This is a genomic window from Phocaeicola sartorii JCM 17136 = DSM 21941, from assembly GCF_054653615.1.
Genome location: NZ_BAAIFW010000005.1, coordinates 1,038,939 through 1,062,524, shown reverse-complemented (window position 1 = coordinate 1,062,524; position 23,586 = coordinate 1,038,939). Strand labels below are relative to the sequence as shown.

Sequence of the window (23,586 nt, the reverse complement as noted above, 5' to 3'; positions counted from 1 at the left end):
ATTATGACAGAATATAAATTCAGACATATCATCTCACAAGGTATCAAAGATCTCTTCTACATCTGGTGGCAAGAGCTGAAGGCAGTTGTCAAGGACCAGGGCGTGCTCATCTTCTTCATTCTGGTACCGTTGGGCTATCCGCTTCTCTATACCTTTATATATACCAATGAGACGGTGCGCGAAGTTCCCGCCGCCGTGGTGGACAACAACCGTTCCAGCCTCAGCCGTGAATACCTGCGTCTGGTAGATGCAGGTGCCGACTTGGAAATAGTGTCCCATTGCAGTGATATGGAAGAAGCAAAAACGTTATTGAAGAACGGCAAGATATACGGCATCATCTATATTCCCGAAAGTTTCAGTCGTGACATTGCCAAAGGCATTCAAACCCATGTCACCATTTACTGTGACATGAGCGGTATGCTATACTACAAAGCGATGCTGACGGCCAACACCAACGCCTCGCTGATGATGAACAAGCAGATAAAGATAGAACGCTCCGGCCATACCACCGACCGTCAGGATGAAGTGAGCACCGCTCCCATCGCATACGAGGACATCTCCATCTTCAACCCGCAGAACGGTTTTGCCAGCTTCCTGATTCCCGCCGTGCTGATACTGATTATCCAGCAAACTTTGCTGCTGGGGGTAGGTTTATCTGCCGGGACCGCCCGTGAGAACAACCGTTTCCGCGACCTTATCCCCATGAGCCGCCACTACCATGGCACGTTGCGCATCGTTTTGGGGAAATCACTGACTTACCTGATGATATATGCTGTCATGGCTGCCTATATGCTCTGCCTTGTCCCCAAAATGTTCAGCCTGGTACAAATAGCGCAAGCCGGCACCCTGGCGGCATTTATGCTCCCCTATATACTGGCATGCATCTTCTTCGCAATGACTTGTTCCATTTTTATCCACCACCGGGAAGCCTGCATGATGATTTATGTATTCACCTCCGTACCGCTGCTGTTTATCTCGGGCATCTCGTGGCCGGGTGCTGCCATCCCTCCATACTGGAAAGTGATTTCGTGGCTGTTTCCTTCCACTTTCGGCATCAACGGTTTTGTACGCATCAACACCATGGGCGCCACACTGGCCGATGTACTGACAGAGTACCGCGTATTGTGGATACAAACAGGTGTTTATTTCCTGACCACCTGCATAGTCTATCGGCGCCAGATTACCCTGAGCCGCAGGCATGTATACGAAAGGCTGAAAGAGATGAAGAAAAGACGCAAACTCAATGCCGTTTAAAATTGTTTATAAATCAAGAACCCGACAGGGTACTTACTCCATTGAGGGCCATATCATGGCCCTAATGAATGGGGAAGATAAGCAATACTACTAAAAAAGAACGGTCACTCCAACAGAAAAAAAACGATTTATCGTCTCATTTACTCCATAATTTACAGATTTTCCCTACATTTGCCACAATTATCAACCCATTTGAAAAACCTTTTTTCAAACAACTATGAAATCACTGAAGTTCCTTACCCTGCGGCGAATGGAAGCAGGTATCTTCTTATTGGTATTCTTTACCATTTTCGGCACTCTGGGAAGTATCATGGGAGTTCCCAACATGCTTAACACCCTTATGAAAACAGCCTACAGTCTGCTTATAGATACCGTATTTTATCTGATGGCCATCACCGTATTGTCCGGTGCGTTAGGCAAACTACTGGTAGAATTCGGAGTGGTACGCTTGCTCGAATTACTGTTACGCCCCCTCATGAAACCCCTATTCAACATGCCGGGTGTAGCCTCGCTGGGAGCTGTCATGACTTTTCTATCCGACAATCCTGCCATCATGTCACTGACCAAGGACAAGAACTTCAGCCGCTACTTCAAAACATTCCAGCTCATCTCGTTCACCAACTTCGCCGCAGCCTACGGCATGGGACTGATCGTAATCGTATTCATGTCCAGTCTGGGCTATGCCTACGCGTCTTTGATCGGACTGTTCGGAGCCTTTATCGGAAGTCTCACCTCCACCCGGCTGATGCAATTCTTTATCTTAAAAGAACATCCTGAATATGCCCATGAACACACCTCGGGCGGTAACGAACAACAGATATCTTTCAAAACCGAAGAACAAAGTCTTTTCCTACGGGTGCTCAACTCGTTGCTGGATGGCGGCAAGACAGGTGTAGAACTAGGACTGGCTATCATTCCCGGCGTACTGATTATCTCCACACTGGTCATGATGTTCACTTTCGGTCCCAGCCAGGTAGGCACCAATGCTACAGGCGAAGCGATACTCGCTTATACCGGAGGAGCATACGAAGGCATTGAACTGCTTCCCAAACTGGCAGGAAAAATAGGTTTTCTCTTCGAATGGCTATTCGGATTTAAAGATTCTACCTTGATCGCTTTCCCCATTATCTCGCTGGGATCGGTAGGTGCCGCATTAGGACTGATTCCCAAATTCCAGGCCAATGGCGTGATCGACAGCAACACCATCGCTGTATTCTCGGCCATCGGTATGTGCTGGAGCGGCTACCTAAGCACACACACCGCCATGCTGGATTCACTGGGATTCCGCCAACTTACTTCCAAGGACCTGATAGCGCACACCATTGGCGGGTTGGTTGCAGGAACCAGCGCACACTGGCTCTATGTAGGAATTACCCTGATAGGAACGCTTGTCACTCCGGAACTAGTGGGAAGCAGCAAAGGAGATGCCTGGATGACAGATGCCTCCGGAGAAAAAATAACTACCGTCTACACCTCCACCCTGCAACAATACAACAATGGTTCCTACACCTTGAAAAATTGGTATAAGGATGTGGAAGGAAGCCACATTCAATTCACTGTCCGAGAAGACAGCACACTGCATATCAACAACGCCTACACTACCCGGGAAGGGTATTATTATGTCACCATCGATGAAAAAGCCGAAGGAGACAACGTGCACTATGCCGTGTTCTATCCAGGAGAGAAATACTCCAAGTTCTCGGGAAACGCACAAAGCGGAACATTCTACCTGTACGCTTTCATCTATAGCAAACAAAGCAAACTGATAAAAGAAGGATATTACTGGTTCAAATGGGGAAATCCGCCTCATCCCAAACTAGTTACTCCCGACGACGAGCAAGCTACAACAAACTGAAAACCTATCACGCCATTGTAGCAACAGTCGCTATTTTCTTCACCTTTACACTAATTAACCTTTAACCGTCTTGCTAATTACGAAAAAATCGTAGATTTGTGAAAACACTGTAAACAACTCATTTTCTTATGGAAAAGTTAACTATACAAGAAATCAAAGGCATGTCCCGTAGACTCCTGGAAAGCATAAAGAAGAAACGGTACGCTGCAAGTCCGCCCTTCCTGTAACCATTAAGCCGCCTTGAAAAACAACCTTATTATAAAAAACCAAAGCACATGAAAAAGAACATTTACGGTCTCCTTCTCCTTACAGCGGCAGGCGTATGGAGCGCATGCACCCCGTCCACCCAAAGCGACGGAAGTATTTCCACTCTGGAAACGGACGGAAACAAACTGACCCTGTGTGATTTCAACAAAGTGACGGATACATTGAGCGTTCCCCTCAGCGAATGGGTGGAAGATTGCCAACTGGTGCGGTTCGAAAACAGCGACACGGCATTGTTCAAACTCTGGTGGCCCGCCATTACCGACCGGTACATCGGCATCCGTCAAAGCGGAGCCGTGTTCAAGCTGTTCGACCGTGAAGGCAAATTTCTAAACGACATCGGTGCTATGGGCCAAGGGCCCGGCGAGTATGCCGGTTCGCTGTACAGCGAAGCCATCGACGAGAAGAACCGCTGCGTCTATCTGGCACCTTTCTTTGGCAGCAACAAAATTCTGAAGTACAACCTGGACGGGACTTTCGCGTCAGTCATCGAATTAGGAGAAACCCTGAACAAGCCCAAACTCCATCTGCACCCCGACGGCAGCCTGTCCGTCACCCACCTCTGCTTCAAAGGAAGGAACGAAATGATGGTTGCCCACATCGCACCCGACGGAACCCTGACCTCATACAAGCCCACCGCAGAGCAGATCATCAATCCGATGGACAAAGACGGCAACTTTGTAGGGTTTAACAACGAGATATGGTCCTACAACAATACGGAAAACTTCAACTTCATGACGATGCCTACAGATACACTGTATCAGTACAATCCGGAACAGAACCGGGTGACAGCCCGTTTCGCCCTGCAGAACCCACCGAAAGGCAAGGATGTCTTTCTGATTTACAACGAACTGCCGGGTAAATTCCTTGCCACCGTTTGGGGAACAGGCACCATAGCCATAGACTTGCAGAAACAGCAGTCGCACTACGTGAAGCTGGTGAACGATTACTTCGGCGGTCTTCCCACTCCCATGAACTTTACTAATGGCTATTTCTTTGCCATGTACGAACCGTTGGTTCTGATGGACAAGATAGAAGAACGCCTGTCCGCATCCGGATGCACCGACAAGGACAAAGAAGTGCTGAACAAACTGCTGGACTCTCTGGATGAGAATGACAACAACGTCATGTTCATAGGCAAACTGAAACACTAGCATCCGCCGGCTCGGACAAAAAAAGTCTGTCACACAAGCACCGGTCACATTGATGTATAAATATTACTTGCAACTGTGACAGCCCGTGTGACAGACTTTTTTATCCAAGCCGGATTCTTCGCCGAGTCCGGCAGCATGGCGAACCGATTATTTCTTCATCTCCACAATGTGTGTAGGAGCCTGTTCCGCATTCCGCTTCTCAGTCTGCCTCACCACATTCCCGGCCAGTTCTATAAACGCACGTCCTGTCAGGCTGTTCTCGTCCAAAGCCGCCGGAGTTCCCTTATCACCATTCTCACAGATACTCTGCACAATGGGGATTTGCCCCAACAAAGGCACATTCATTTCTTCAGCCAGTTGCTTGCAGCCCTCTTTTCCAAAAAGGTAATACTTGTTTTCGGGAAGTTCGGCAGGAGTAAACCATGACATATTCTCCACCAACCCCAAGATAGGCACATTTACTTTGTCATTGGTGTACATATTGATTCCCTTGCGCGCATCGGCCAGAGCCACCTGCTGGGGTGTACTGACAATCACAGCTCCCGTAATGGCTAAAGTCTGCACCAAAGTCAGGTGGATATCGCTGGTACCCGGAGGCGTATCCAGAATGAAATAATCCAGTTCCCCCCATGCGGCATCTCCGATCAATTGTTTCAAGGCATTACTGGCCATACCGCCACGCCACAAAGTAGCCTGGTCCGGGTCTACAAAGAAACCGATAGAAAGCAGCTTGATACCATATTTCTCAACCGGAACAATCAAATCACGGCCGTCTATCTGCTCGGCGTATGGACGGGCATCTTCCACTTGAAACATCTTAGGCACGGAAGGGCCGAAAATATCCGCATCCAGCAACCCCACTTTATAGCCCAGCTTAGCCAGCGCCACAGCCAGATTGGCTGCCACGGTAGATTTGCCCACCCCGCCCTTTCCGGATGAGACAGCAATGACATTCTTAACCAGCGGAAGCAGCTTGCCCGGTTCGGGACGCGCCGCCTGGCGGCTCTCTGTGGCAATAGCCACCTGTACCTCAGGTGATACATACGTATGGATTGCTGTTTCGGCAGCCTTTATCATAGATTTCATAAACGGATCGGTGGGTTTCTCAAAAATCAACGAAAAGCTCACCGACATGCCGTCAATGCGAAGATTATCGGCAACCATCTCCGCTTCCACCAAATTCTTTCCCGTTCCGGGATAGCGCACTGTTGCCAGGGCATCCAAAATCAATTTCGGATATAAAGTCATCATATTGTTATTATTTACTTGTTTTCAATCCGCTTCGTTTGCTGCGGTTGTAACTGCGATACTCATCCAATTCTATTTCCACATCGGGCTCGTGCAACTCATTCTCTTGCGGCAGACGGAACTTCATATACTTTATATTCAGTCCACGGTCCAGCCACTGCTGTTCATAATAAGTACGGATGCCCAATATGTCGTCCACCAGCCCCGAATGATACAAATCCTCGGTCATAAACTCTACCGGCAGTCTGTTTTCCTCTACCATGTAGCGGGTGTAGGTAAACATAAAATTACTATCGGTCTTCAAGTGAATCAGTCCGTCCGGCTTCAAAAACTTGCGATAGCGTTCCATAAAATAGGTGGAAGTAAGACGTTTAGTCGCCTTCTTCATCTGCGGATCCGAGAAAGTCAGCCATATCTCGCTCACCTCACCCGGAGCAAAGAAACGGTCGATGATTTCGATATTGGTACGTAGAAAAGCCACGTTCTTCATGCATTCCTTCAGTGCTTCCGTCGCACCGGTCCACATACGGGATCCTTTTATATCCACACCGATAAAGTTTTTATCGGGATACATACGCCCCAGCCCTACGGTATATTCACCCCGTCCGCATCCCAGTTCGAGCACAATCGGATGGTCGTTCTTAAAAAAGTCACGGTTCCAACTGCCCTTCATATCAAACGGAACATTATCGGCCACCGAATAAGGGTATTCAAACACGTGCGGATATTCCCGCATATCAGCAAATTTCTCCAGTTTTCCTTTTCCCATAAGTTTTCTATTTTGCAGGGCAAAGGTAGGGAATTTCCCTCACATAAGGAAGATGACAGGAAGGGAAATTAGAAAGAATGCCCTCCTTCACATTCGATACGAAAATAGAACGCTGCTGAAATCCGGATGAAACAACGGCACTGCATCTTTGAAATAGTAACTATCGACCTCATATAAAAAGAGCCCTACAAATTAATTGCAGGACTCTTTCCTTATATGTTAAAACAGATTCCTTATTCGGCAATTGTTTCTCCCAGCTCTTTCTTCAGGTCTTCATAGAAAGCAGCGTGTGATGCTTCTACATAAGGAGCCAGGAACAAGAAACCGATACCCAAGGTAAAACAGCACAGAATGGCCCAACCGATGAAGCTCAAATCCAGCAGGAACATCTTCATTTTACGCCCGGACATCATCGCCATACTTTTCTCTATGGCGGCGTTGTACTGCAATTCCGGATAATCTTTCAGAATAAAGAGCGTCATCGCGTATGAATAGGACTTTATGATGCCCGGAATGACGAGCAACAATGCCCACAAGAACGTATAGACTGTAGTCAGCAACATAGTCCCCAATATCCGTCCATAGTCTTTGAACCCGTCGAAGAGACGAGCAAAGTCCAACTTTATCCCACGAATCACGTCCAGGAAAAGAATGGCATAGCCGAAGCCCAAAGGCAGGAGCAGCAACGTGAAGAGACTAAAAGAGGATGAGGTCACCGACTCCGTGATACGATAGGGCAGCGTAGGAGCATTCATCACCAATCCATAAACAAAAGTAATGACAGCACCCAATCCCCAATTACCGCCCAACGCATCGATTGCCTGATTTTTCAATTCTGAATTTGTTTTCATAAGAATCTCTTTTTTTATTAGTCCAAAACAGTCACCCAATTATGTGTATCGGGTTCATCACCATACTGGATAGCACGAAGTTTGTTATACAGTTTTGTACAAACAGGTCCCGGTTTTCCATCTTTAGAGATAACGTACGATTTCTTGTTTTCCAAATCATCAATACGCTGGATCGGACTGATCACGGCCGCTGTACCGCAGGCACCCGCTTCCTCGAAGGTTTCCAGTTCTTCCTCGGGAACCGGCCGGCATTCCACCTTGATACCCAGATCCTCGGCCAGCTGCATCAAGCTCCTGTTCGTGATAGAGGGCAGGATGGAAGATGACTTCGGTGTGATGTAAGTATTATTCTTGATACCGAAGAAGTTGGCCGCGCCACATTCGTCGATGTATTTCTTTTCTTTGGCATCCAGATAGAACTCGCAGGAATACCCTAAATCATGAGCCTTCTTATTGGCACGCAGACTGGCGGCATAGTTACCACCCACCTTATAACGTCCTGTTCCGTATGGAGCCGCACGGTCGAACTCACGGATAATAACGTAAGGATTAGTAGAGAAACCACCTTTGAAATAAGGGCCTACCGGAGTGACGAACACCACAAACAGATATTCATTGGCCGGATGAACACCCACCTGGGCACCTGTACCAATCAGCAACGGACGGATATAGAGAGCCGCGCCACTTTCGTATGGAGGAATGAAACGCTCGTTGGCTTTCACTACCTTCTTTATAGCGGCCACAAACATTTCAGTAGGCAGTTCCGGCATCAGGATACCATCGCAAGTGCTTTGCAGGCGTTCTGCATTGGCTTCCGGACGGAAGATACGGATTTTACCATCTTTTCCACGATAAGCCTTCAATCCTTCAAACGCTTCCTGCCCGTAGTGCAGACAGGTGGCGGCCATGTGTATATTCAGTGTTTCTTCCGAACAGAGTTCCAATTCTCCCCATGCACCGTCACGATAGTAACAACGTACATTATAATCTGTCTTCATATAGCCGAATGACAGATTTGCCCAATCAATCTCTTTCATTTTGTATCTTCTTTTATGTTATTGTTTACGAATGAGAGCAAAATTACGTTTTATATTTGCAAATTCCAATCAAAACAGATAATATTTAGCAAATCTATGATGAAAAAGAAAATCATGAAGTATTGAAACGGACCAGTAAAGGCTAGAAAATCAAAGTAACTTTTTCCAAGTGCGACTCTTAATATCAACATTTATTTGTATAACTCAATAACATAGTATACCTTTGCAGGAAATTAATAATAATCTTAAAATCTATACTCTATGAAAAAAACTTTAATTTCTACCGCTTTTATTTTTTTAGTTGCTGTCACCATATCAAAAACTCAATCTGACCGTCCCTCTGACATAATTCTGAACAATATCGAAGCTTTGGCTTCGGGTGAAAGTGTTTACGACTACAGCCAGCCTAAAACTGTATCCTGTGATTATATAGAAGGATCATGGCATACAGGAAGTGTAAGAAGAGCTTGTGTATTCTGTGCTGTACCTTATTCATGTACAGAAACAGAATGTGGAGAAATTTTCTATAACTAAATTCAAGTTATTATGTTAAAGTACTTATTTCTTATTGTAGGCATGACCCTGCTTGCGTCCTGCAACCGCCCTGCCGCAAACAAGAAAGAATCAATCTATCACACAAGCATTCCCCTGGTGATAACCGACCAGGTGCAGTGCATTCCTGTCCATACAGACGGGGATTATTTCAACCATGTAGAGGATTATCTGCGCACTGTATCGTATGTAAAATTGGCTTCTGAACCTCTGCTTACCCGGATCAATGACATCCACATTATCAATGAAAAAATCTATGTTTGGGATCAGGCAGACCAGATAGTGTGTTACGACATGCAAGGAAATATGATCTTTCGGATTCATGGGGTAGGAAACGGACCGGGCGAGTATTCGGGCATCCATGCTTTCGCCCTCAATCCCGACCGGGCAGAAGTCGTTATTTACGACAATATGCGAATCTCCCTTCATTATTATTCCATGCTGAACGGAAAATACTTGAGAACAGAAAGTTTTCCCAAACCCAATCCCAGTGAAATGGCTTTCTTCGATGGTGTGTATTTCTACAACAATCGCGACCACCGGAACTACCCTAATGATAACTCTCTGCACTATTCCCTGCTGGTATCAGCAGACGGGCTGAAGATGGACAAGAATTATTTTCCGCATAATGATGCCGAAGAAAAATATATATTCAGTCCTTCTTTACAAACCTTTTACGACAACGACACCACGCTCTATTATTGCAAAAATTTCGACAATACAGTGTATCAATTAGGTAAAGACAGCATAAAAGCACGCTATCGCATAGATTTACCCAATCCTCTTCCTTTTTCAAAGATAGAGGAAAGAGCCAATGAATGGAAACTTATAAAATCAGACTACGCATTCGGCATATCCAATGTTTACGAATGTGAGAGTTTGCTTTATTTCCGTTTTTTTAAAAGCGGATATATCATGGCCGCTTTATATGATTTAGCAAAAAACGAACAGATTTGTTGTGTCAAAGCGATGCAGGACAGTCCCAGACTTACCATTCCCTTGATTAATACGATTGACGGAGTCTATAAAGGTCAATTTTTCAGCGTCCTATCTCCCGAGTTCATCGATTATTGCATAACCAAATGTCCGGGCGAATACCCTGCTATCTTCCAACAATATGATGCTCAGTCCGAGAATCCGATCATTGCCTTTTATGAAGTAGTAAAGTAATAATTTGTCAATGTGCCATGCGGAACATAGCGCATCCGCATGGCACATTGGCAAATTGATACATTGCCACATTGACAAATCAGCTGATAATCTTCTTTATCTCTTCATCGGCTTTGTAGAGTTTGTCCCGGCAAAACTTAATCAGCTCCTGCGCTTCTTTCAGCTTTTCGCTCAAACTGTCTATATCCAGTTCGTTACTGTCTATACGTGATACGATTTCTTCCAGGCGTTTCATGGCCTGTTCGTAGGTTTGTTTCTTTGCTGCCATATTTCGTTTTATTTTTTAGTTACTATACTCTTTATCTCCCCTTGAGCCAAACGGGTGGTAAGCTCGTCACCCGGCTGCAAGGCAGAAGCATCGGTCACCGCTTTACCATTTTTCAGCGTGATACTGTACCCCCTTTTCAACAGATGCTCGGGAGATGCCGCCTTCACCTCCTGCTCCAACAGCTGAAGACGATGTTGCTCTTTCACCAGACGACGCTGTGAAACAACCCCCAGCTGCGTCTCCAGCATATTCAGAAAATGAGTCTCTTTTGCCAGACGGGACTGCCAGCCTACTTCCAACTGCTTCATGATCCGCTCCTGCCGATAATGTTCCTCATTCAGCCTCATCCGCGTCTGCACGGGAATACGCTCCGCTATCCGGGCAAGCCGTACCTTCTCCCGCTCCATACGGGTGGAAACAGCCTGAAGAATGGCGGACGCATGGTTTTCAAGCACCTCGGCCGTGTCGTGCAAATGATTGATCAGAAACTCGGCGGCGGCGGTAGGCGTCTTGACACGGGTGTGAGATACACTGTCCAGCACCGTATCATCGCGCTCATGCCCTATGCCGGTGATAATAGGCAAAGGAAACTGGGTGCAATTGGCCGCCAGCTCGTATGTATCGAACCCCGAGAGATCGGACGTGGCGCCTCCCCCCCGGATAATCACCACCACATCCCAATGGTCACGACAGGCGTTGATGGCATCCAGCGCGGCAATGACCGATGGCTCTACCCGCTCCCCCTGCATGATGGCAGGGAACAAACGGGGATAAAAGACAAAGCCGTATGGATTATGTTCCAACTGATTACAAAAATCCCCATAACCGGCAGCCGTAGCCGAGGAGATAACAGCTATACGTTGCGCCAGCAAGGGAATCTCCAGCTCCTTGTTCAAGGTCAGGACGCCTTCCTCCTCCAGCTGCTTCAGTATCTCGCGACGGCGGCGTGCCATATCCCCCAATGTATAAGTAGGGTCTATATCCTGCACGGTAAGCGAGTAACCATATAATTCGTGAAACTCCACAGTCACTTTCACCATCACTTTAATGCCCGCCACAAAAGCCTGCCCCGTCTCCTCCTCGAAATAAGGCTTCAACAGGCGGAAAACATTGCTCCAGATAGTCCCCCTTGCCTTGGCTATCAGCTTATTCCCCCGCGGCTCCTTCTGTACAAATTCCAGATAGCAGTGACCGGAATAATTGGAGCGCACATCGCTCAGTTCCGCCTGAACCCAATAAGTGTCGGGCATGCAGGTGTTGATACTGCGCTTTACCAACGCATTCAGTTCATATAAAGAAAGAGCATGTTCTTCCATCAGGGTTTCTTTTTTAATGCTGTTTGATAAGCTTTCCAGATATCGGGGATACCGTAACCGAATATATTATCGGGATACTCTTTACGGTCGCCTGCGTTCTGCACCGCCTCCACCACCTGCCGGGCAGTGAGCCAGGGACATGCCTGCCAGAAACAGGCTACCAGTCCGCACAATATGGGCGATGCGAACGAGGTACCGTTGGCATAAGAAACCGTTCCGTCAGTACCCGCCACGGCCGAAGAGACTCCCACCGCCATCACATCCGGCTTTATACGGCCGTCTGTGGTATTTCCCACCGAAGAGAAATCAGCGTTGACCAGCTCTCTGTTGACAGCTCCCACCGTAAGGATATTCTTCGCATCTCCCGGCGGAGTAATCTTCTTCCAGACGCCACGGCCCGAATTTCCGGCGCTGCACACCACAACCATCCCTTTATCGGCAGCCAGAGAGGCGGAATGGGACATCAATGAATAACGCCCGTCCAAATCACGATAACGGTAGTTCATGGCCTTGTCATCAAACTCATAATACCCCAATGAGGTATTGACCACATCCACCCCTGCACTATCGGCAAATTCCAACGCCTCGGCCCAGTAATCCTCTTCCACAAGCTGTTCCGTATCATCATCCTCACTGCGCAGCAGCCAATAGGCGGCTTCGGGAGCCGTGCCCACCAATACATGCGGCCGGTTGGCCGCCAGGCAGGATAACACTTTCATGCCATGATAGTTCTCGGCATAAATGTCCGAGCGGGGGTTGACAAAATCGCGTGTTCCCAGCAAATTCATTTTTTTAAAGACACTTATTTCATCGGCATTGTAATAGCCCGCGTCAATGACCGCTATCTGCATGCCTGCGCCACGAAAGCCTGCGCCATGAAGGCTGTCACCGTGATGGACGGCAATCTGCCGCCAGGCATCTCCGTAATAATGATCGTTCTTCGTAACCTTGTTGGTCACCTCTTTCTTACGGTCGGCATTGCGGGCAGGGATACTGTCGGGCGCTGTCCATACTTTCCGGACAGCGGTCACAAAAGGCAGCTCCGCTATCCCGGCAATGACCGAAGTATCGGCCACCTGTACCACCACCGTATTGTTCCATTTGCTCGTAGAAACCGGCTGCGCTCCTTTTTCAGCCAGCGCGTGGATATAAGTCCGGCACACAGGAAGATCTGTAGAATCAACCGGCAACCCTTGTTTCGTGCGACGCTCCATCGCACGTCCGGACAAATAGGCCGACGGATTGTCCAATGTGTAAGTTGTCTCCGCCTTGTCGCGAAGATTGATACGATATTTGTAAGTTTTCACTTGTGCCGATACTTGTAAGGCGCATACCAATAGCAGGCAGCCTACTATTCCTCTTTGACTGTTCATGAATTCTATTCCGTTTATTTTTTATTCATGCAAAGATAAACAAACTTTTTCCTCACACTCATTTTTTGTGTACCTTTGCGGTCAATTTCAGGTTAAACAGGTAAAAAGACAGAGAATAAAGTATGGCAAAAGCAGGAACACCCACAGAATTGGGAACACAACCCATCGGAAAATTACTTTTACAATATGCAATACCCGCCATTATTGCTATGACAGCATCCTCACTATATAATATGGTGGACAGCATTTTCATCGGCCACGGCGTAGGCCCTTTGGCTATTTCGGGACTGGCCATCACTTTCCCGTTGATGAATTTGGCAGCAGCATTCGGCTCATTGGTCGGTGTGGGCGCCTCTACCTTGGTTTCCGTAAAGTTAGGACAGAAAGATTATGCCACCGCCCAAAACATTTTGGGGAATGTGGTTACGCTGAACCTTATCATAGGTATAGGATTCAGCATACTTACGCTGCTCTTTCTTGACCCGATCCTCTATTTCTTCGGGGCAAGCACAGATACCATCGCTTATGCACGAGACTATATGGTCATTATTTTGCTGGGCAATGTTGTAACCCACATGTACTTAGGTCTGAATGCCTTGCTGCGCGCTTCGGGCCATCCGCAAAAAGCAATGACAGCCACCATTACCACAGTGATTATCAATACCCTCCTTGACCCTCTTTTTATCTATGGCTTCCATTGGGGAATCCAGGGAGCCGCCATCGCCACCATTCTGGCGCAAATCATCTCGCTGGTGTGGCAATTCAAGACATTCACCAACCGGAACGAGCTGCTTCATCTCCGCGGCGGCATCTACAAACTGCGCGGCACGATTGTAAAAAACACCATCGCTATCGGCATGTCTCCGTTCCTCATGAATCTGGCGGCGTGCTTTATTGTGATTTTCATCAACAAGGGACTGAAACAGTATGACGGCGACCTTGCCATCGGTGCGTTTGGCATTGTCAACCGGATTGTTTTCCTGTTCGTCATGATTGTGATGGGGCTGAACCAAGGCATGCAACCCATAGCCGGTTACAATTTCGGAGCCCGTCAATACCATCGTGTAAACCAGGTTCTGAAGCTGACCATTTATGGCGCCACCGCCGTTACAACAACCGGCTTTCTGGTAGGTGAGCTGATGCCCCAACTGGCCGTATCCGCTTTCACCACCCATGAGGGACTGATACAGCTATCCGCCACCGGCTTACGCATTGTGGTCATATTCTTCCCCATTATCGGTTTCCAGATGGTCACCTCCAATTTCTTTCAAAGCATCGGCATGGCGGGTAAAGCTATCTTCCTGTCACTAACCCGGCAGTTGCTGTTCCTGCTCCCCTGCATCATCCTGCTCCCCCTCATCTGGGGATCGACAGGAATCTGGTGGAGCATGCCTATATCAGATTTGGCGGCAAGTGTTGTGGCAGGCATCATGCTTTACCGCCAGTTCAAGATTTTTAAGGTCCACGGCAACAAATTAGAAGTTGAAAATTAAGAATTAAAGATTAGTTTCGTTATATTTGTCCGCATAATCAATAGAAAACGACTATGAACGAGCATTATGTCATCAACCTGGGACGCCAACTGGGTAGCGGAGGAAAAGAAATAGGCGAGAAACTGGCTCAAGCGTTTGGTATCGCCTTTTATGATAAAGAGTTAATCAAGCTGGCTTCGGAAGAAAGCGGTTTGTGCAAGGAGTTTTTCGAGAAAGCAGATGAAAAGGCTTCCCAAAGCATCATCGGCGGTCTGTTCGGAACCCGTTTTCCTTTTATCAGTGACGGAGCTATTCCATACGGCAGTTGCCTGAGTAACGATGCCCTGTTCAAGATACAGAGCGACGTGATACGCGAACTGGCAGACAGACAGTCGTGCTTGTTTGTGGGCCGGTGCGCCGATTACATTTTGCGTGACCACCCCCGTTGTGTCAATATATTCGTTTCCGCTTCCAGGGAAGCGCGTGTAGAAAGGTTGACGCGCATTCATCGCATTTCCGCAGAAACCGCCGAGGAGCTAATGGAAAAAGCAGATAAAAAACGGTCTGCTTACTATAATTATTATAGTTACAAAACATGGGGGGCTGCCGGGACTTATCACTTATGCATTGACTCGTCCGTACTGGGCATTGACGGAACCGTGCAGTTCATCAAAGAGTTTGTGAAGCTGAAGCTAGGCTTGTAACCGGAATTCTTTTTCAAAAGAAAGTTGAGGGCATAAATGGCCGCAACTTTTTTCTCAGGGAGTCGCAAGAAACAAATAAGAGCGGGGATCCTGCGGAAAGATTGTCGAAACATACTCGCCTGATTGCTTTCACATTACATCTTTTATGCCTACCTTTGCCCATAGCAACATTTAGACCCAACCATTATGAGATACTTAGACCCCAAGGCGGATTTGACCTTCAAGAAAGTGTTCGGAGAGCATCCGGACCTGGTGAAAAGTTTACTGAACGCACTCCTGCCCCTCTCTGAGGAAGAGGAGATAGCGGACATTGAATACCTGCCCACTGAAATTGTGCCCGAAAACCCGCTGCGGAAGAATAGTATAGTGGATGTGCGGTGCAAGGACAAATCCGGCAGACAGTTCATCGTGGGAATGCAGATGATATGGTCTCCCGAGTTCAAGCAGCGCATCTTGTTCAACGCCTCGAAAGCATACGTGCGCCAACTTGACGCCGGCGAACAGTATGAACTGCTGCAGCCGGTCTATTCCCTGAATCTGGTCAACGAGGTTTTTGAAAAAGAACTGGAAGGATACTATCATTACTACAGACTGGTGCACGTGGAACATAGCGAGAAAGTGATAGACGGGCTGCATCTGGTATTTGTAGAGCTGCCAAAGTTCCAGCCGCACAGCTACACAGAAAAGAAAATGCAAGCACTGTGGCTCCGTTATCTGACAGAAATAAACGGACACACACGGGAGGTGCCGGAAGACCTGATGGCAAACCCGGAAATACACAAAGCAGTCACAGCCATAGAGGAATCCGCATTCACACCGGCACAGTTGCTGGGATATGAAAAGTTCTGGGATATTATCAGCGTGGAAAAGACACTTTACAACAGCGCTGAAAGAAGAGGGATGAGAGAAGGATTGAAAAAAGGAATAGAAGAAGGGAAAAAAGAGGAGAAAAAGGCGATAGCAGCCAATTTAAAAAAGATGGGGATGGACACAAGTCTGATCACCAACATCACCGGGCTGTCTGAAGAAGAAGTGGAGAACCTATAAAATAAAAACAGGCGGAATACCAAGGAAAACGAGTCCCGATATTCCGTCTGTGTGCCGAATATCCCAGCGCGAACTGCGCTTTCCCGACAGGCAGATCATAACTGACAAATCCAGCCTGATTGCAAGATGTAGTCTTATCGAAAGCATCGTTTTTTCATATATATTTTTTATAACCTTTGCAAGAAAAAACAAAGAGCTATAACGCCACAGAATTTTATTAAAAATATAAATGGCCCAGCGATAAAATCCGGTTGTTCCTTTCCTCCTTTCAACTATCGCTGAAACTCCCTGCCCATAGGCGTTCCGGTTATGAAGGGACATCCTGTCATTGCCCTGTCAGCCTCCTTTCAGCCTGCTCTTTCATATTTTTTGTGAAGGGACAAAACGATACGGGCTGAAATGGACGTGAGGGGAAGTGGTTTCAGCTTTAACCGGCTGATTTTCTGTGCATATTACATAAGATGACAGGATGAGGGGAAAAGGGAGCGTATCGGATTAGTGGGGGAGTAATACACGGAACAGACCAGGTCTGTAAGCTGAACAGGCTAAGTCTGTACGTTGAACAGGCTAAGTCTGTGCACTGAACAAGCTGGCGTGTTTTAAAAACGTATAGTTGTTTTTTAAAAGCCTGAAGACATATTCGTAAAACCTGAAGGTGTATTTTAAAAACATAAAGGCGTATTCAACAATAACATTAGTAACGTGTCAGCCCGCATGTTAGTAACGTGTAAGCCCACACGTACATAAGCATCGGGGCACACATACGCAAGCATCGGCCTACACATACGTATGTATTGCGCCCTGCATCCATTGAATTTTGCACCAAGTTCCATTAAATCTTGCACCAAGTCCCATCGGATCTTGCTCCAAGTTTCATCGAATCCTGCACCAAGTTCCACACCCTATTACCCGCCCCTCTTGACAAACGCCTTTTTATGTTGTATATTTGTAGTTTGCCAAACTAAAAAAAGTAACCTATGAATGTATTCGCCACTCTCAAAACAGTCTTCTTCGGAAGCAAATTCCTGTCAAGCCCTGTTCCCACCGAGGGAACATTGCGCCGTGATCTCGTATCCGCCCTCAACGGAGTGATGCCGCTTTGCCGCACTATCCCCGGTGTGCGTCTGGCACTGGATATCCGCGAGGGGCAGCTGGCTCTGGTACTGAACTGGACTCCGCGCACCGACGGGAAGGCACCCACGGGCAGTTACCACTACATCGTGTCAGGCGAAGACGGAGTGAGAGAAGTGACCGGATCACAGGTGCTCCTCGCTGAAAACGGCAAGGACAACCTGCCGGAAAATATGGACGTTTCCCACAAACGCCCGGCAGCCTCAACCGAAAAAGCAAAGGAACATTCCGCCCATACGAAAGACGTTCAAAAGAAAACGGAACAAGCACCCTCGGAGGACACCGGCAGGAAGGCAAAATCACGTACCCTGATGCAGGAGGTGACCGCTTTCCTCACCTCCCGCTACCGTTTCCGCTTCAATGTCCTTACCGAGGAAACCGAGGTGGCAAACATAGAAAACGTAACAGACAGAGCAAATGACATTCCCGACACCCACCTGCGCTACACCAAGGTGGACGAGCGATGGATGAACTCGCTCAGTATGGAAGCCATCGAAACAGGCATAGACTGCTGGGACAGGGACATCCAACGCTTTGTGCGCTCGCGCCGCATCAGCGAATACCATCCCTTCACCGCCTACTTTGAGCACCTCCCCGAATGGGACGGAACGGACCGGGTATCCGCACTCGCCCGCCGGGTGTCCGAAGACCCGGTATGGATGAACGGTTTCCACCGCTGGATGCTGGGGCTCTCCGCCCAATGGATGCAGCTTAATCCGGATAATAACCGCGCCAACAGTGTGGCCCCCCTGCTGGTGAGCAGCCGTCAGGGACTGGGGAAAAGTACGTTCTGCCGCCTGCTGATGCCCGATACGCTGAAAGCCTACTACACGGAAAGTTACGACCTCAACTCCCCGGCATCCGCCGAAGCCAGACTGGCCGCCTACGGCCTGATCAACCTGGATGAGTTTGACAAACTAGGCGCATCCAAAATGCCCTTGCTGAAGAACCTGATGCAGGCCTCCGCACTGAACATCCGCAAGGCCTACAAACGCAGTGCATCGGCACTTCCCCGCATCGCCTCGTTCATCGGCACCAGCAACCGGGAGGACCTGCTGGTGGACCGCACCGGCTCACGACGTTTTCTCTGTGTCAGCCTGGAACACGCCATAGACTGCGCCACGCCCGTAGAGCACAAGCAGCTGTACGCCCAGCTCAAGGCGGAGCTTCTGTCCGGTGAGCGAAGCTGGTTCAACAAGGAAGAGGAACAAGCCATGCAGCAGCACAACGCACTGTTCTACAAACACATACCCGAAGAGGAAGTATTCCGCCTCTGCTTCCGTTTTGCCACCGAAGAGGACCATCCGCAGGAAGTGCTGACCCTTTCCGCCACCCAGTTGTTCGAGCGCATGAAAGCCGCCCATCCTTCGGTCATGAGGGGCATGACCGCCTACAGCCTGAGCCGTATCCTGCCCCAGCTGGGCGAACGGGTGCATACCGCCAAGGGGAATGTGTACCGCGTGGTGGCATGCTAAACATTCGCCTTTATCTTTTATCAGACCTGTTTTAGCCTGTTCGATTTTTGGCTTGTTTGCAATTACAAACATAGGAACTTATAATAAGATTAAAATAAATCTGCTGCTCTCTACTATTTTTTATTCTCATGCTCTCATTCAATAACAATGAGTCGATTTTTATAGTCAATGAAAAAAAAGAAGGAGCATCGTGTATTACGACACACCTTCTTTGAAAGGTTAGTAACGTGTGCGGGGTGTAACAAGCGTAAGTACGTTGTAACCTGCCTGTAAAATCAGAAAAAGATGAAGCAAGATTTAGAGCCTTTTAAAAATGGTTGAAATAAAATTTTAAGAAGGTTTCCGTATCTGCCCAATCATATCTTTGTTTGAAGTGACCAAACTTTAAAAAAATGGATTGTGGAAAGAACATTTTTCATGGATGGAAAATGACAGGAGGCTCTGCAGGAACTATGAACTAACATTCGATTCGGCAGAGGAAATGGTCAAAAGTTCAGCAATAAAATTATTATTGAAGAAAATTTAAACAGGCTCTAAGAAATACACTATCTTTGCAGTTGAATTTAATCGATTATTATAAACTATGAGTTTAGAATATCAAAGTAAATTAAACCGATTACTTGTATTAGGCAAGAAAAACGGACTCTTTTTCTCTGATTGGTTAAGAAAAAATGGTTATTCAGATCAGTTGATAAGAAAGTATCGACAATCTGGATGGCTTGAGACTTTGGATAAAGGAGTAATGTATCGTACTGGAGATTCATTATCTTCATTCGCTGCATTGTCATGCTACAATGAACAGTTAAATAAAAAGGTAAGAGTGGCTGCACATTCGGCATTGGAACTTTTCGGTTTCAATCATTATGTTCCGATGGGAAAGCCTTTGCTTGTAGTAGCCTATCATACTAATATACCCAAATGGATGACAAGTGATTCTTTTGACAAGAATTTCAAACCATTTAGCACTAAAATGATTGATGCCCCCCAAACAAGTATCATACAGATAGAGGGAGTTGATGTTTTGGCGTCTTCTCCAGAACAGGCTTTTATGGAATGCTTGCTTTTGGCTCCAGAACAATATAATTATATGGACTTATATTATATAATGGAGCAATTAACCTCATTGCGTGCCGATGTGGTGCAAACACTACTTGAAAACATAAACAATCAACGAGTTAAAAGAGTGTTCCTATATATGGCTGAAAAAGCAGGACATTATTGGTTCGATATGCTGAATATAGACAAAATAAATCTCGGTACATCCAAACAGCAATTAGTAGAGAATGGAATATATATAAAGAAGTACAGAATAACAATACCTAAAGAGTTGAACGAATATGAATGATATATACAAAAAACAAGTAGCCCTTTTGATACGCATTATGCCATCGGTTTATCGTATCAAGGATTTTGCGGTTCACGGAGGAACAGCCATCAATCTGTTTCATAAGAATATGCCTCGTTACTCTGTGGATATTGACTTGACCTACATCCCAATACAGGAAAGAGAAGAGAGTTTGAAGACCATTAACGAACATCTAAAAACTCTTAAAGCAAATATAGAGAAGTCTATTCCAGGTATTAAAGTTGTGCCGAAGTATGATGTATGGAAACTGCAATGTACACTCAACGGAGCAACCGTTAAGATTGAGGTAAATGGCACGAAGAGAGGTATAATCGGAGTGACTGAAGATAAGATGTTGTGTGATAAGGCTCAACAAGAGTTCAGTATGGCATGTAAGGCTCGTACCGTGTCATATTCACAATTATATGGCGGTAAGATAACAGCTGCATTGAGTCGCCAGCATCCACGAGACTTGTTTGATTGCAAGTATATGGAAATATCGTCTTTCGATGATGTGAAAGATGGTTTTATGTTATGCCTACTTGGTAGCGACAAGCCCATTATTGAATCTTTGCAACCCAATAGCATTGATCAAACGGATGCTTTGGAGAATCAATTTAAGGGCATGTCTGATGTTGAGTTTAGTTATGCCGATTATGAAGAAGCCAGAATAAATCTGACTGCACAAGTCAATGCCGCATTAACAGAAACGGACAAGGATTTTATAATCTCATTTGAAGAAGGCACTCCTGATTGGAGTAAGTGTTCTACTGGGGATTTGAGCAACTATCCATCAGTAAAATGGAAATTACAAAACATTGTCAAATTGAAAAATACCAATCCACAGAAGCACCAACAAGGCATTGAACGATTGAAACAATTCTTTGGAAAGGTAACCGAGAGGTAACATTAATAATTTCATAAGCGTATTGTATCTACATGTAAGCTATAAAGTTAGGATTTCCCCTTACAGTCGTCCCATCTCACCGGCTGCCGCTCCTGTTCCTTTATATTTGCTACGAACAGAGTTAAAACGATAAGCAAGCCTGAGTCTTACCTGACGGCTGTCGCTATCTCCCCGTTTGTTGAAAGTGACCATTGGTCCATAAACTAAATACTTCTCCTTTTTAGAAGCGAATACATCATTCACCTGCACACTGACATCCAATGTATTCTTGAAAAAGGACTTACGAAGACCGCAATCCATCCAGGCTACAGCCTTCATGCGGTTATATCCACTGTGATATGAATTAGTGCATGAAGCATCAATAGAGAGGATAAATTGTCCGGGCAGACTGAACTGATTATTCCAGTCGGCTGCCAAGGCCGGGCGGTTAAAATGTTTCAAATTCCCTCTATGCGTCCCCATAAGGATTTGACGCATGAACTGCAAATTCCATATAGGCTCCCATATTCCTATTTTAGGAGATAAAGACAAAGTTGCTCCAAAATTCTGCCAGGATGATATGTTTTCCATTCCGAATACGGTTATCCGGTTGTCGCTATCATCAGGACGGGCCACAGATACTATAGCATCCTTGGTATAGGAATAAAAAGCAGACAATTGAACAAACTTGTATCCGCCCTGAAAGGACAGATCATGAGATATTTCAGGCTGTAGCAACGGATTTCCCCGTTCGTATGTATATCGGTTGGCATATTGCACATCGCTACGTAACATAAAATAACCGGGACGCTGTATGCGTGCCGAATATCCCAGCGCGAACTGTGCTTTCCCGACAGGGAATGAAAATGAGAGGCTGGGAAATAAATTATTATATTCCTTGCACTGGCCCTCTTGTTTCACGCCATCCTCATAATAATTAAAAGAAACATGTTCATATCTCAGTCCGGCATTCAGCGAGGTTTTCCCGACAGGCAGATCATAACTGACAAATCCAGCCTGATTGCAAGATGTGATCTTATCGAAAGCATCGTTCATGATTTGCTCTTCATTCACATAGTGACTATGGCGGTTAGTCAAACTGATTTCCGTGCCAAATTGCAAGATACCGGCAAACACAGGATGAGAAAACACCAGCTTGCAGGCATACAGGTTATTCCGGGATCCACTTACGGAATGTACAGTACGATCTTCTTCATTCATGCTGTTTTCCATGATGTTCTGCCGGGTGTCGTTGTCACTATACAGCCAATCAACATTAAAGTCAACATTTAGTTGCCGTCCCCATACTCCGTTATAATAAGCATTCACTTTATGTGTCTCGCCACTTCCATCCATTGCATTAGTAAAATCAAACTTGTCAAAATCGAGATTGTTTTCTCTAACACGAAACAATGAATAAACATGGCTGTCATTCGAATAATAGTTGTATGTATAACGAACTCCCAAGGAATTATTTTCGTTCAGCTGATAGTTGGCCCCTCCTTCTCCCTGTATATTCTCAGTAGAATAAGGACTTTCCGAATCTCCATCTATCTCCAGCAGCTTGTCCATATATACTGTCTGCAAGTCCTCCTGCCCGGTCTTTCGTTTTTGCTTGTTATAATAAAATGAACCAAATATATCCAGATTGTTTTTACGATAATTCAAAGCCAATTGCTGGTTGTTACTCCACAACCTGCCTTTCTGCAACATGGAACGTACATTGCCTCCCCATCCTTCGCCTGTGCGGCGTACGGTCTTTATTCTTAAAACAGATTTGACTTCGGCATCATATTCCGCTCCGGGATTGGTTATCAATTCTATTTTAGCGATGTCTCTGGAGTTCAGTTCCTCCAGTTCAGACAAGTCTCTTATTTTTCTTCCATTGATATAAATGATCGGAGTTCCTTTTCCAAACACTTCAACTGTCCCGTCACCCGTTTTTAATCCGGGGATACGTTTTAATACATCATGGGCTGTTCCCAAACTGCTAAGCAATGTATTTTCAACATTTGTTGTCAGTGACGCCCCTTTCAATGAATAAGTAGGCCGCCGGCCTGTAATTACGGTTTCTCCCAGCATAATGGCGGACGACCGTAAAGACAACACACCGACATCCCCCGTTACAACATGCTGATGCAATGACTCATAGCCGAGACAAGAAATCTGAATAAGTTTCTCACTTTGGTTCTGATTTACTTTATCAAAAACAAACTTCCCTTGTTCGTCAGTGATTGTGCCTTGAAGAAAAACCGAATCAGGAAGCGTTTGCAACACTACATTGGCAAAGGCCACAGGTTGTTTGTGTTCATCTATCAGCTTTCCGCTGATAGTTTGCGCCTGCATGGACAGACTTTTTACCATTAAGCATAAGGTTAGTAATAATAACTTTTTCATATATATTTTTTATAAATT

At 46.3% G+C, this 23,586-nt stretch carries 18 protein-coding genes and 1 pseudogene; 11 read left to right on the top strand and 8 right to left on the bottom strand.

The window, feature by feature from the left end; translation table 11 throughout:
• Nucleotides 1–3: 3 nt before the first annotated feature.
• The 3 genes and pseudogenes from ACYQ0C_RS04460 to ACYQ0C_RS04450 all read left to right on the top strand — a co-directional run bounded on the left by ACYQ0C_RS04460 (nucleotide 4) and on the right by ACYQ0C_RS04450 (nucleotide 4,527).
• Nucleotides 4–1,254: an ABC transporter permease gene (locus tag ACYQ0C_RS04460; RefSeq protein ID WP_025076729.1), complete on the top strand. Its 1,251-nt coding sequence runs from the start codon at nucleotides 4–6 to the stop codon at nucleotides 1,252–1,254.
• Nucleotides 1,255–1,504: 250 nt separating this feature from the next.
• Nucleotides 1,505–2,635, top strand: a pseudogene (locus tag ACYQ0C_RS04455) (CD0519/CD1768 family membrane protein); the annotation flags it as partial.
• A gap of 749 nt (nucleotides 2,636–3,384) precedes the next feature.
• On the top strand, nucleotides 3,385–4,527 hold the full coding sequence (locus ACYQ0C_RS04450; protein WP_016277131.1) for a DUF4934 domain-containing protein: 1,143 nt from the start codon (nucleotides 3,385–3,387) through the stop codon (nucleotides 4,525–4,527).
• Between the two features lie 147 nt (nucleotides 4,528–4,674).
• On the opposite strand, the gene ACYQ0C_RS04445 is transcribed toward ACYQ0C_RS04450, so the two are convergent.
• The 4 genes from ACYQ0C_RS04445 to ACYQ0C_RS04430 all read right to left on the bottom strand — a co-directional run bounded on the left by ACYQ0C_RS04445 (nucleotide 4,675) and on the right by ACYQ0C_RS04430 (nucleotide 8,432).
• A complete protein-coding gene (locus ACYQ0C_RS04445) occupies nucleotides 4,675–5,775 on the bottom strand; it encodes an Mrp/NBP35 family ATP-binding protein (protein WP_025076728.1) in 1,101 nt (366 codons plus the stop codon).
• Nucleotides 5,776–5,785: 10 nt separating this feature from the next.
• Nucleotides 5,786–6,544 carry a tRNA (guanosine(46)-N7)-methyltransferase TrmB gene (gene trmB / locus ACYQ0C_RS04440; protein ID WP_016277129.1) on the bottom strand — a complete coding sequence of 253 codons (759 nt, stop codon included), beginning with the start codon at nucleotides 6,542–6,544 and terminating at the stop codon, nucleotides 5,786–5,788.
• Between the two features lie 233 nt (nucleotides 6,545–6,777).
• The gene (locus ACYQ0C_RS04435; protein ID WP_016277128.1) at nucleotides 6,778–7,395 is read right to left on the bottom strand and encodes a DUF975 family protein; all 618 of its coding nucleotides are present in this window, start codon (nucleotides 7,393–7,395) and stop codon (nucleotides 6,778–6,780) included.
• A gap of 17 nt (nucleotides 7,396–7,412) precedes the next feature.
• Nucleotides 7,413–8,432 (bottom strand): branched-chain amino acid aminotransferase, encoded by a 1,020-nt coding sequence (locus ACYQ0C_RS04430; RefSeq protein ID WP_016277127.1) that lies wholly within the window; start codon nucleotides 8,430–8,432, stop codon nucleotides 7,413–7,415.
• A 261-nt stretch (nucleotides 8,433–8,693) separates the two neighbouring features.
• Here ACYQ0C_RS04430 and ACYQ0C_RS04425 point away from each other — a divergent pair, with 261 nt between their 5' ends.
• Nucleotides 8,694–8,966 carry an NVEALA domain-containing protein gene (locus tag ACYQ0C_RS04425; RefSeq protein WP_016277126.1) on the top strand — a complete coding sequence of 91 codons (273 nt, stop codon included), beginning with the start codon at nucleotides 8,694–8,696 and terminating at the stop codon, nucleotides 8,964–8,966.
• A 12-nt stretch (nucleotides 8,967–8,978) separates the two neighbouring features.
• On the top strand, nucleotides 8,979–10,154 hold the full coding sequence (locus ACYQ0C_RS04420; RefSeq protein WP_016277125.1) for a DUF4934 domain-containing protein: 1,176 nt from the start codon (nucleotides 8,979–8,981) through the stop codon (nucleotides 10,152–10,154).
• A 79-nt stretch (nucleotides 10,155–10,233) separates the two neighbouring features.
• On the opposite strand, the gene xseB is transcribed toward ACYQ0C_RS04420, so the two are convergent.
• The 3 genes from xseB to ACYQ0C_RS04405 are packed head-to-tail and all read right to left on the bottom strand — an operon-like array spanning nucleotide 10,234 to nucleotide 13,111.
• Nucleotides 10,234–10,422, bottom strand: a complete 189-nt coding sequence (gene xseB, locus ACYQ0C_RS04415; protein ID WP_016277124.1) for an exodeoxyribonuclease VII small subunit — start codon at nucleotides 10,420–10,422, stop codon at nucleotides 10,234–10,236.
• An 8-nt stretch (nucleotides 10,423–10,430) separates the two neighbouring features.
• Nucleotides 10,431–11,738, bottom strand: a complete 1,308-nt coding sequence (gene xseA / locus ACYQ0C_RS04410; RefSeq protein WP_016277123.1) for an exodeoxyribonuclease VII large subunit — start codon at nucleotides 11,736–11,738, stop codon at nucleotides 10,431–10,433.
• Nucleotides 11,738–13,111, bottom strand: a complete 1,374-nt coding sequence (locus ACYQ0C_RS04405; protein ID WP_016277122.1) for a S8 family peptidase — start codon at nucleotides 13,109–13,111, stop codon at nucleotides 11,738–11,740. Before ACYQ0C_RS04405 ends, xseA begins: the two co-directional genes overlap by 1 nt.
• Before the next feature lie 122 nt (nucleotides 13,112–13,233).
• Between ACYQ0C_RS04405 and ACYQ0C_RS04400 the strand changes: the two genes are divergently transcribed.
• The 6 genes from ACYQ0C_RS04400 (at nucleotide 13,234) to ACYQ0C_RS04375 (ending at nucleotide 21,192) form a co-directional block, all read left to right on the top strand.
• Entirely contained in the window at nucleotides 13,234–14,604 is a 1,371-nt protein-coding gene (locus tag ACYQ0C_RS04400; RefSeq protein WP_016277121.1) for an MATE family efflux transporter, read from the top strand.
• Nucleotides 14,605–14,657: 53 nt separating this feature from the next.
• Nucleotides 14,658–15,287 carry a cytidylate kinase-like family protein gene (locus ACYQ0C_RS04395; protein WP_025076727.1) on the top strand — a complete coding sequence of 210 codons (630 nt, stop codon included), beginning with the start codon at nucleotides 14,658–14,660 and terminating at the stop codon, nucleotides 15,285–15,287.
• 186 nt (nucleotides 15,288–15,473) lie between these two features.
• The gene (locus ACYQ0C_RS04390; protein WP_016277119.1) at nucleotides 15,474–16,334 is read left to right on the top strand and encodes an Rpn family recombination-promoting nuclease/putative transposase; all 861 of its coding nucleotides are present in this window, start codon (nucleotides 15,474–15,476) and stop codon (nucleotides 16,332–16,334) included.
• 977 nt (nucleotides 16,335–17,311) lie between these two features.
• The gene (locus tag ACYQ0C_RS04385) at nucleotides 17,312–18,940 is read left to right on the top strand and encodes a VapE domain-containing protein (protein ID WP_016277118.1); all 1,629 of its coding nucleotides are present in this window, start codon (nucleotides 17,312–17,314) and stop codon (nucleotides 18,938–18,940) included.
• A gap of 583 nt (nucleotides 18,941–19,523) precedes the next feature.
• The gene (locus ACYQ0C_RS04380; RefSeq protein ID WP_016277117.1) at nucleotides 19,524–20,285 is read left to right on the top strand and encodes a type IV toxin-antitoxin system AbiEi family antitoxin; all 762 of its coding nucleotides are present in this window, start codon (nucleotides 19,524–19,526) and stop codon (nucleotides 20,283–20,285) included.
• Nucleotides 20,278–21,192, top strand: a complete 915-nt coding sequence (locus ACYQ0C_RS04375) for a nucleotidyl transferase AbiEii/AbiGii toxin family protein (protein WP_016277116.1) — start codon at nucleotides 20,278–20,280, stop codon at nucleotides 21,190–21,192. The genes ACYQ0C_RS04380 and ACYQ0C_RS04375 overlap by 8 nt, the downstream gene beginning before the upstream one ends.
• 60 nt (nucleotides 21,193–21,252) lie before the next feature.
• Here ACYQ0C_RS04375 and ACYQ0C_RS04370 read toward each other — a convergent pair whose 3' ends face one another.
• Complete coding sequence (locus tag ACYQ0C_RS04370; protein ID WP_016277115.1) at nucleotides 21,253–23,568, bottom strand: outer membrane beta-barrel family protein; 2,316 nt, start codon at nucleotides 23,566–23,568, stop codon at nucleotides 21,253–21,255.
• Nucleotides 23,569–23,586 lie beyond the last annotated feature (18 nt).

What these genes read in the sequence shown, in the direction of transcription:
- ACYQ0C_RS04425 (WP_016277126.1), top strand. Translation starts at nt 8,694, where the DNA reads ATGAAAAAAACTTTAATTTCTACCGCTTTTATTTTTTTAGTTGCTGTC.
- ACYQ0C_RS04450 (WP_016277131.1), top strand. Translation starts at nt 3,385, where the DNA reads ATGAAAAAGAACATTTACGGTCTCCTTCTCCTTACAGCGGCAGGCGTA.
- ACYQ0C_RS04405 (WP_016277122.1), bottom strand. Translation starts at nt 13,111, where the DNA reads ATGAACAGTCAAAGAGGAATAGTAGGCTGCCTGCTATTGGTATGCGCC.
- xseB (WP_016277124.1), bottom strand. Translation starts at nt 10,422, where the DNA reads ATGGCAGCAAAGAAACAAACCTACGAACAGGCCATGAAACGCCTGGAA.
- ACYQ0C_RS04375 (WP_016277116.1), top strand. Translation starts at nt 20,278, where the DNA reads ATGAATGATATATACAAAAAACAAGTAGCCCTTTTGATACGCATTATG.
- ACYQ0C_RS04435 (WP_016277128.1), bottom strand. Translation starts at nt 7,395, where the DNA reads ATGAAAACAAATTCAGAATTGAAAAATCAGGCAATCGATGCGTTGGGC.
- ACYQ0C_RS04390 (WP_016277119.1), top strand. Translation starts at nt 15,474, where the DNA reads ATGAGATACTTAGACCCCAAGGCGGATTTGACCTTCAAGAAAGTGTTC.
- ACYQ0C_RS04380 (WP_016277117.1), top strand. Translation starts at nt 19,524, where the DNA reads ATGAGTTTAGAATATCAAAGTAAATTAAACCGATTACTTGTATTAGGC.
- trmB (WP_016277129.1), bottom strand. Translation starts at nt 6,544, where the DNA reads ATGGGAAAAGGAAAACTGGAGAAATTTGCTGATATGCGGGAATATCCG.
- ACYQ0C_RS04430 (WP_016277127.1), bottom strand. Translation starts at nt 8,432, where the DNA reads ATGAAAGAGATTGATTGGGCAAATCTGTCATTCGGCTATATGAAGACA.
- ACYQ0C_RS04445 (WP_025076728.1), bottom strand. Translation starts at nt 5,775, where the DNA reads ATGACTTTATATCCGAAATTGATTTTGGATGCCCTGGCAACAGTGCGC.
- ACYQ0C_RS04460 (WP_025076729.1), top strand. Translation starts at nt 4, where the DNA reads ATGACAGAATATAAATTCAGACATATCATCTCACAAGGTATCAAAGAT.
- ACYQ0C_RS04420 (WP_016277125.1), top strand. Translation starts at nt 8,979, where the DNA reads ATGTTAAAGTACTTATTTCTTATTGTAGGCATGACCCTGCTTGCGTCC.
- ACYQ0C_RS04385 (WP_016277118.1), top strand. Translation starts at nt 17,312, where the DNA reads ATGAATGTATTCGCCACTCTCAAAACAGTCTTCTTCGGAAGCAAATTC.
- xseA (WP_016277123.1), bottom strand. Translation starts at nt 11,738, where the DNA reads ATGGAAGAACATGCTCTTTCTTTATATGAACTGAATGCGTTGGTAAAG.
- ACYQ0C_RS04370 (WP_016277115.1), bottom strand. Translation starts at nt 23,568, where the DNA reads ATGAAAAAGTTATTATTACTAACCTTATGCTTAATGGTAAAAAGTCTG.
- ACYQ0C_RS04395 (WP_025076727.1), top strand. Translation starts at nt 14,658, where the DNA reads ATGAACGAGCATTATGTCATCAACCTGGGACGCCAACTGGGTAGCGGA.
- ACYQ0C_RS04400 (WP_016277121.1), top strand. Translation starts at nt 13,234, where the DNA reads ATGGCAAAAGCAGGAACACCCACAGAATTGGGAACACAACCCATCGGA.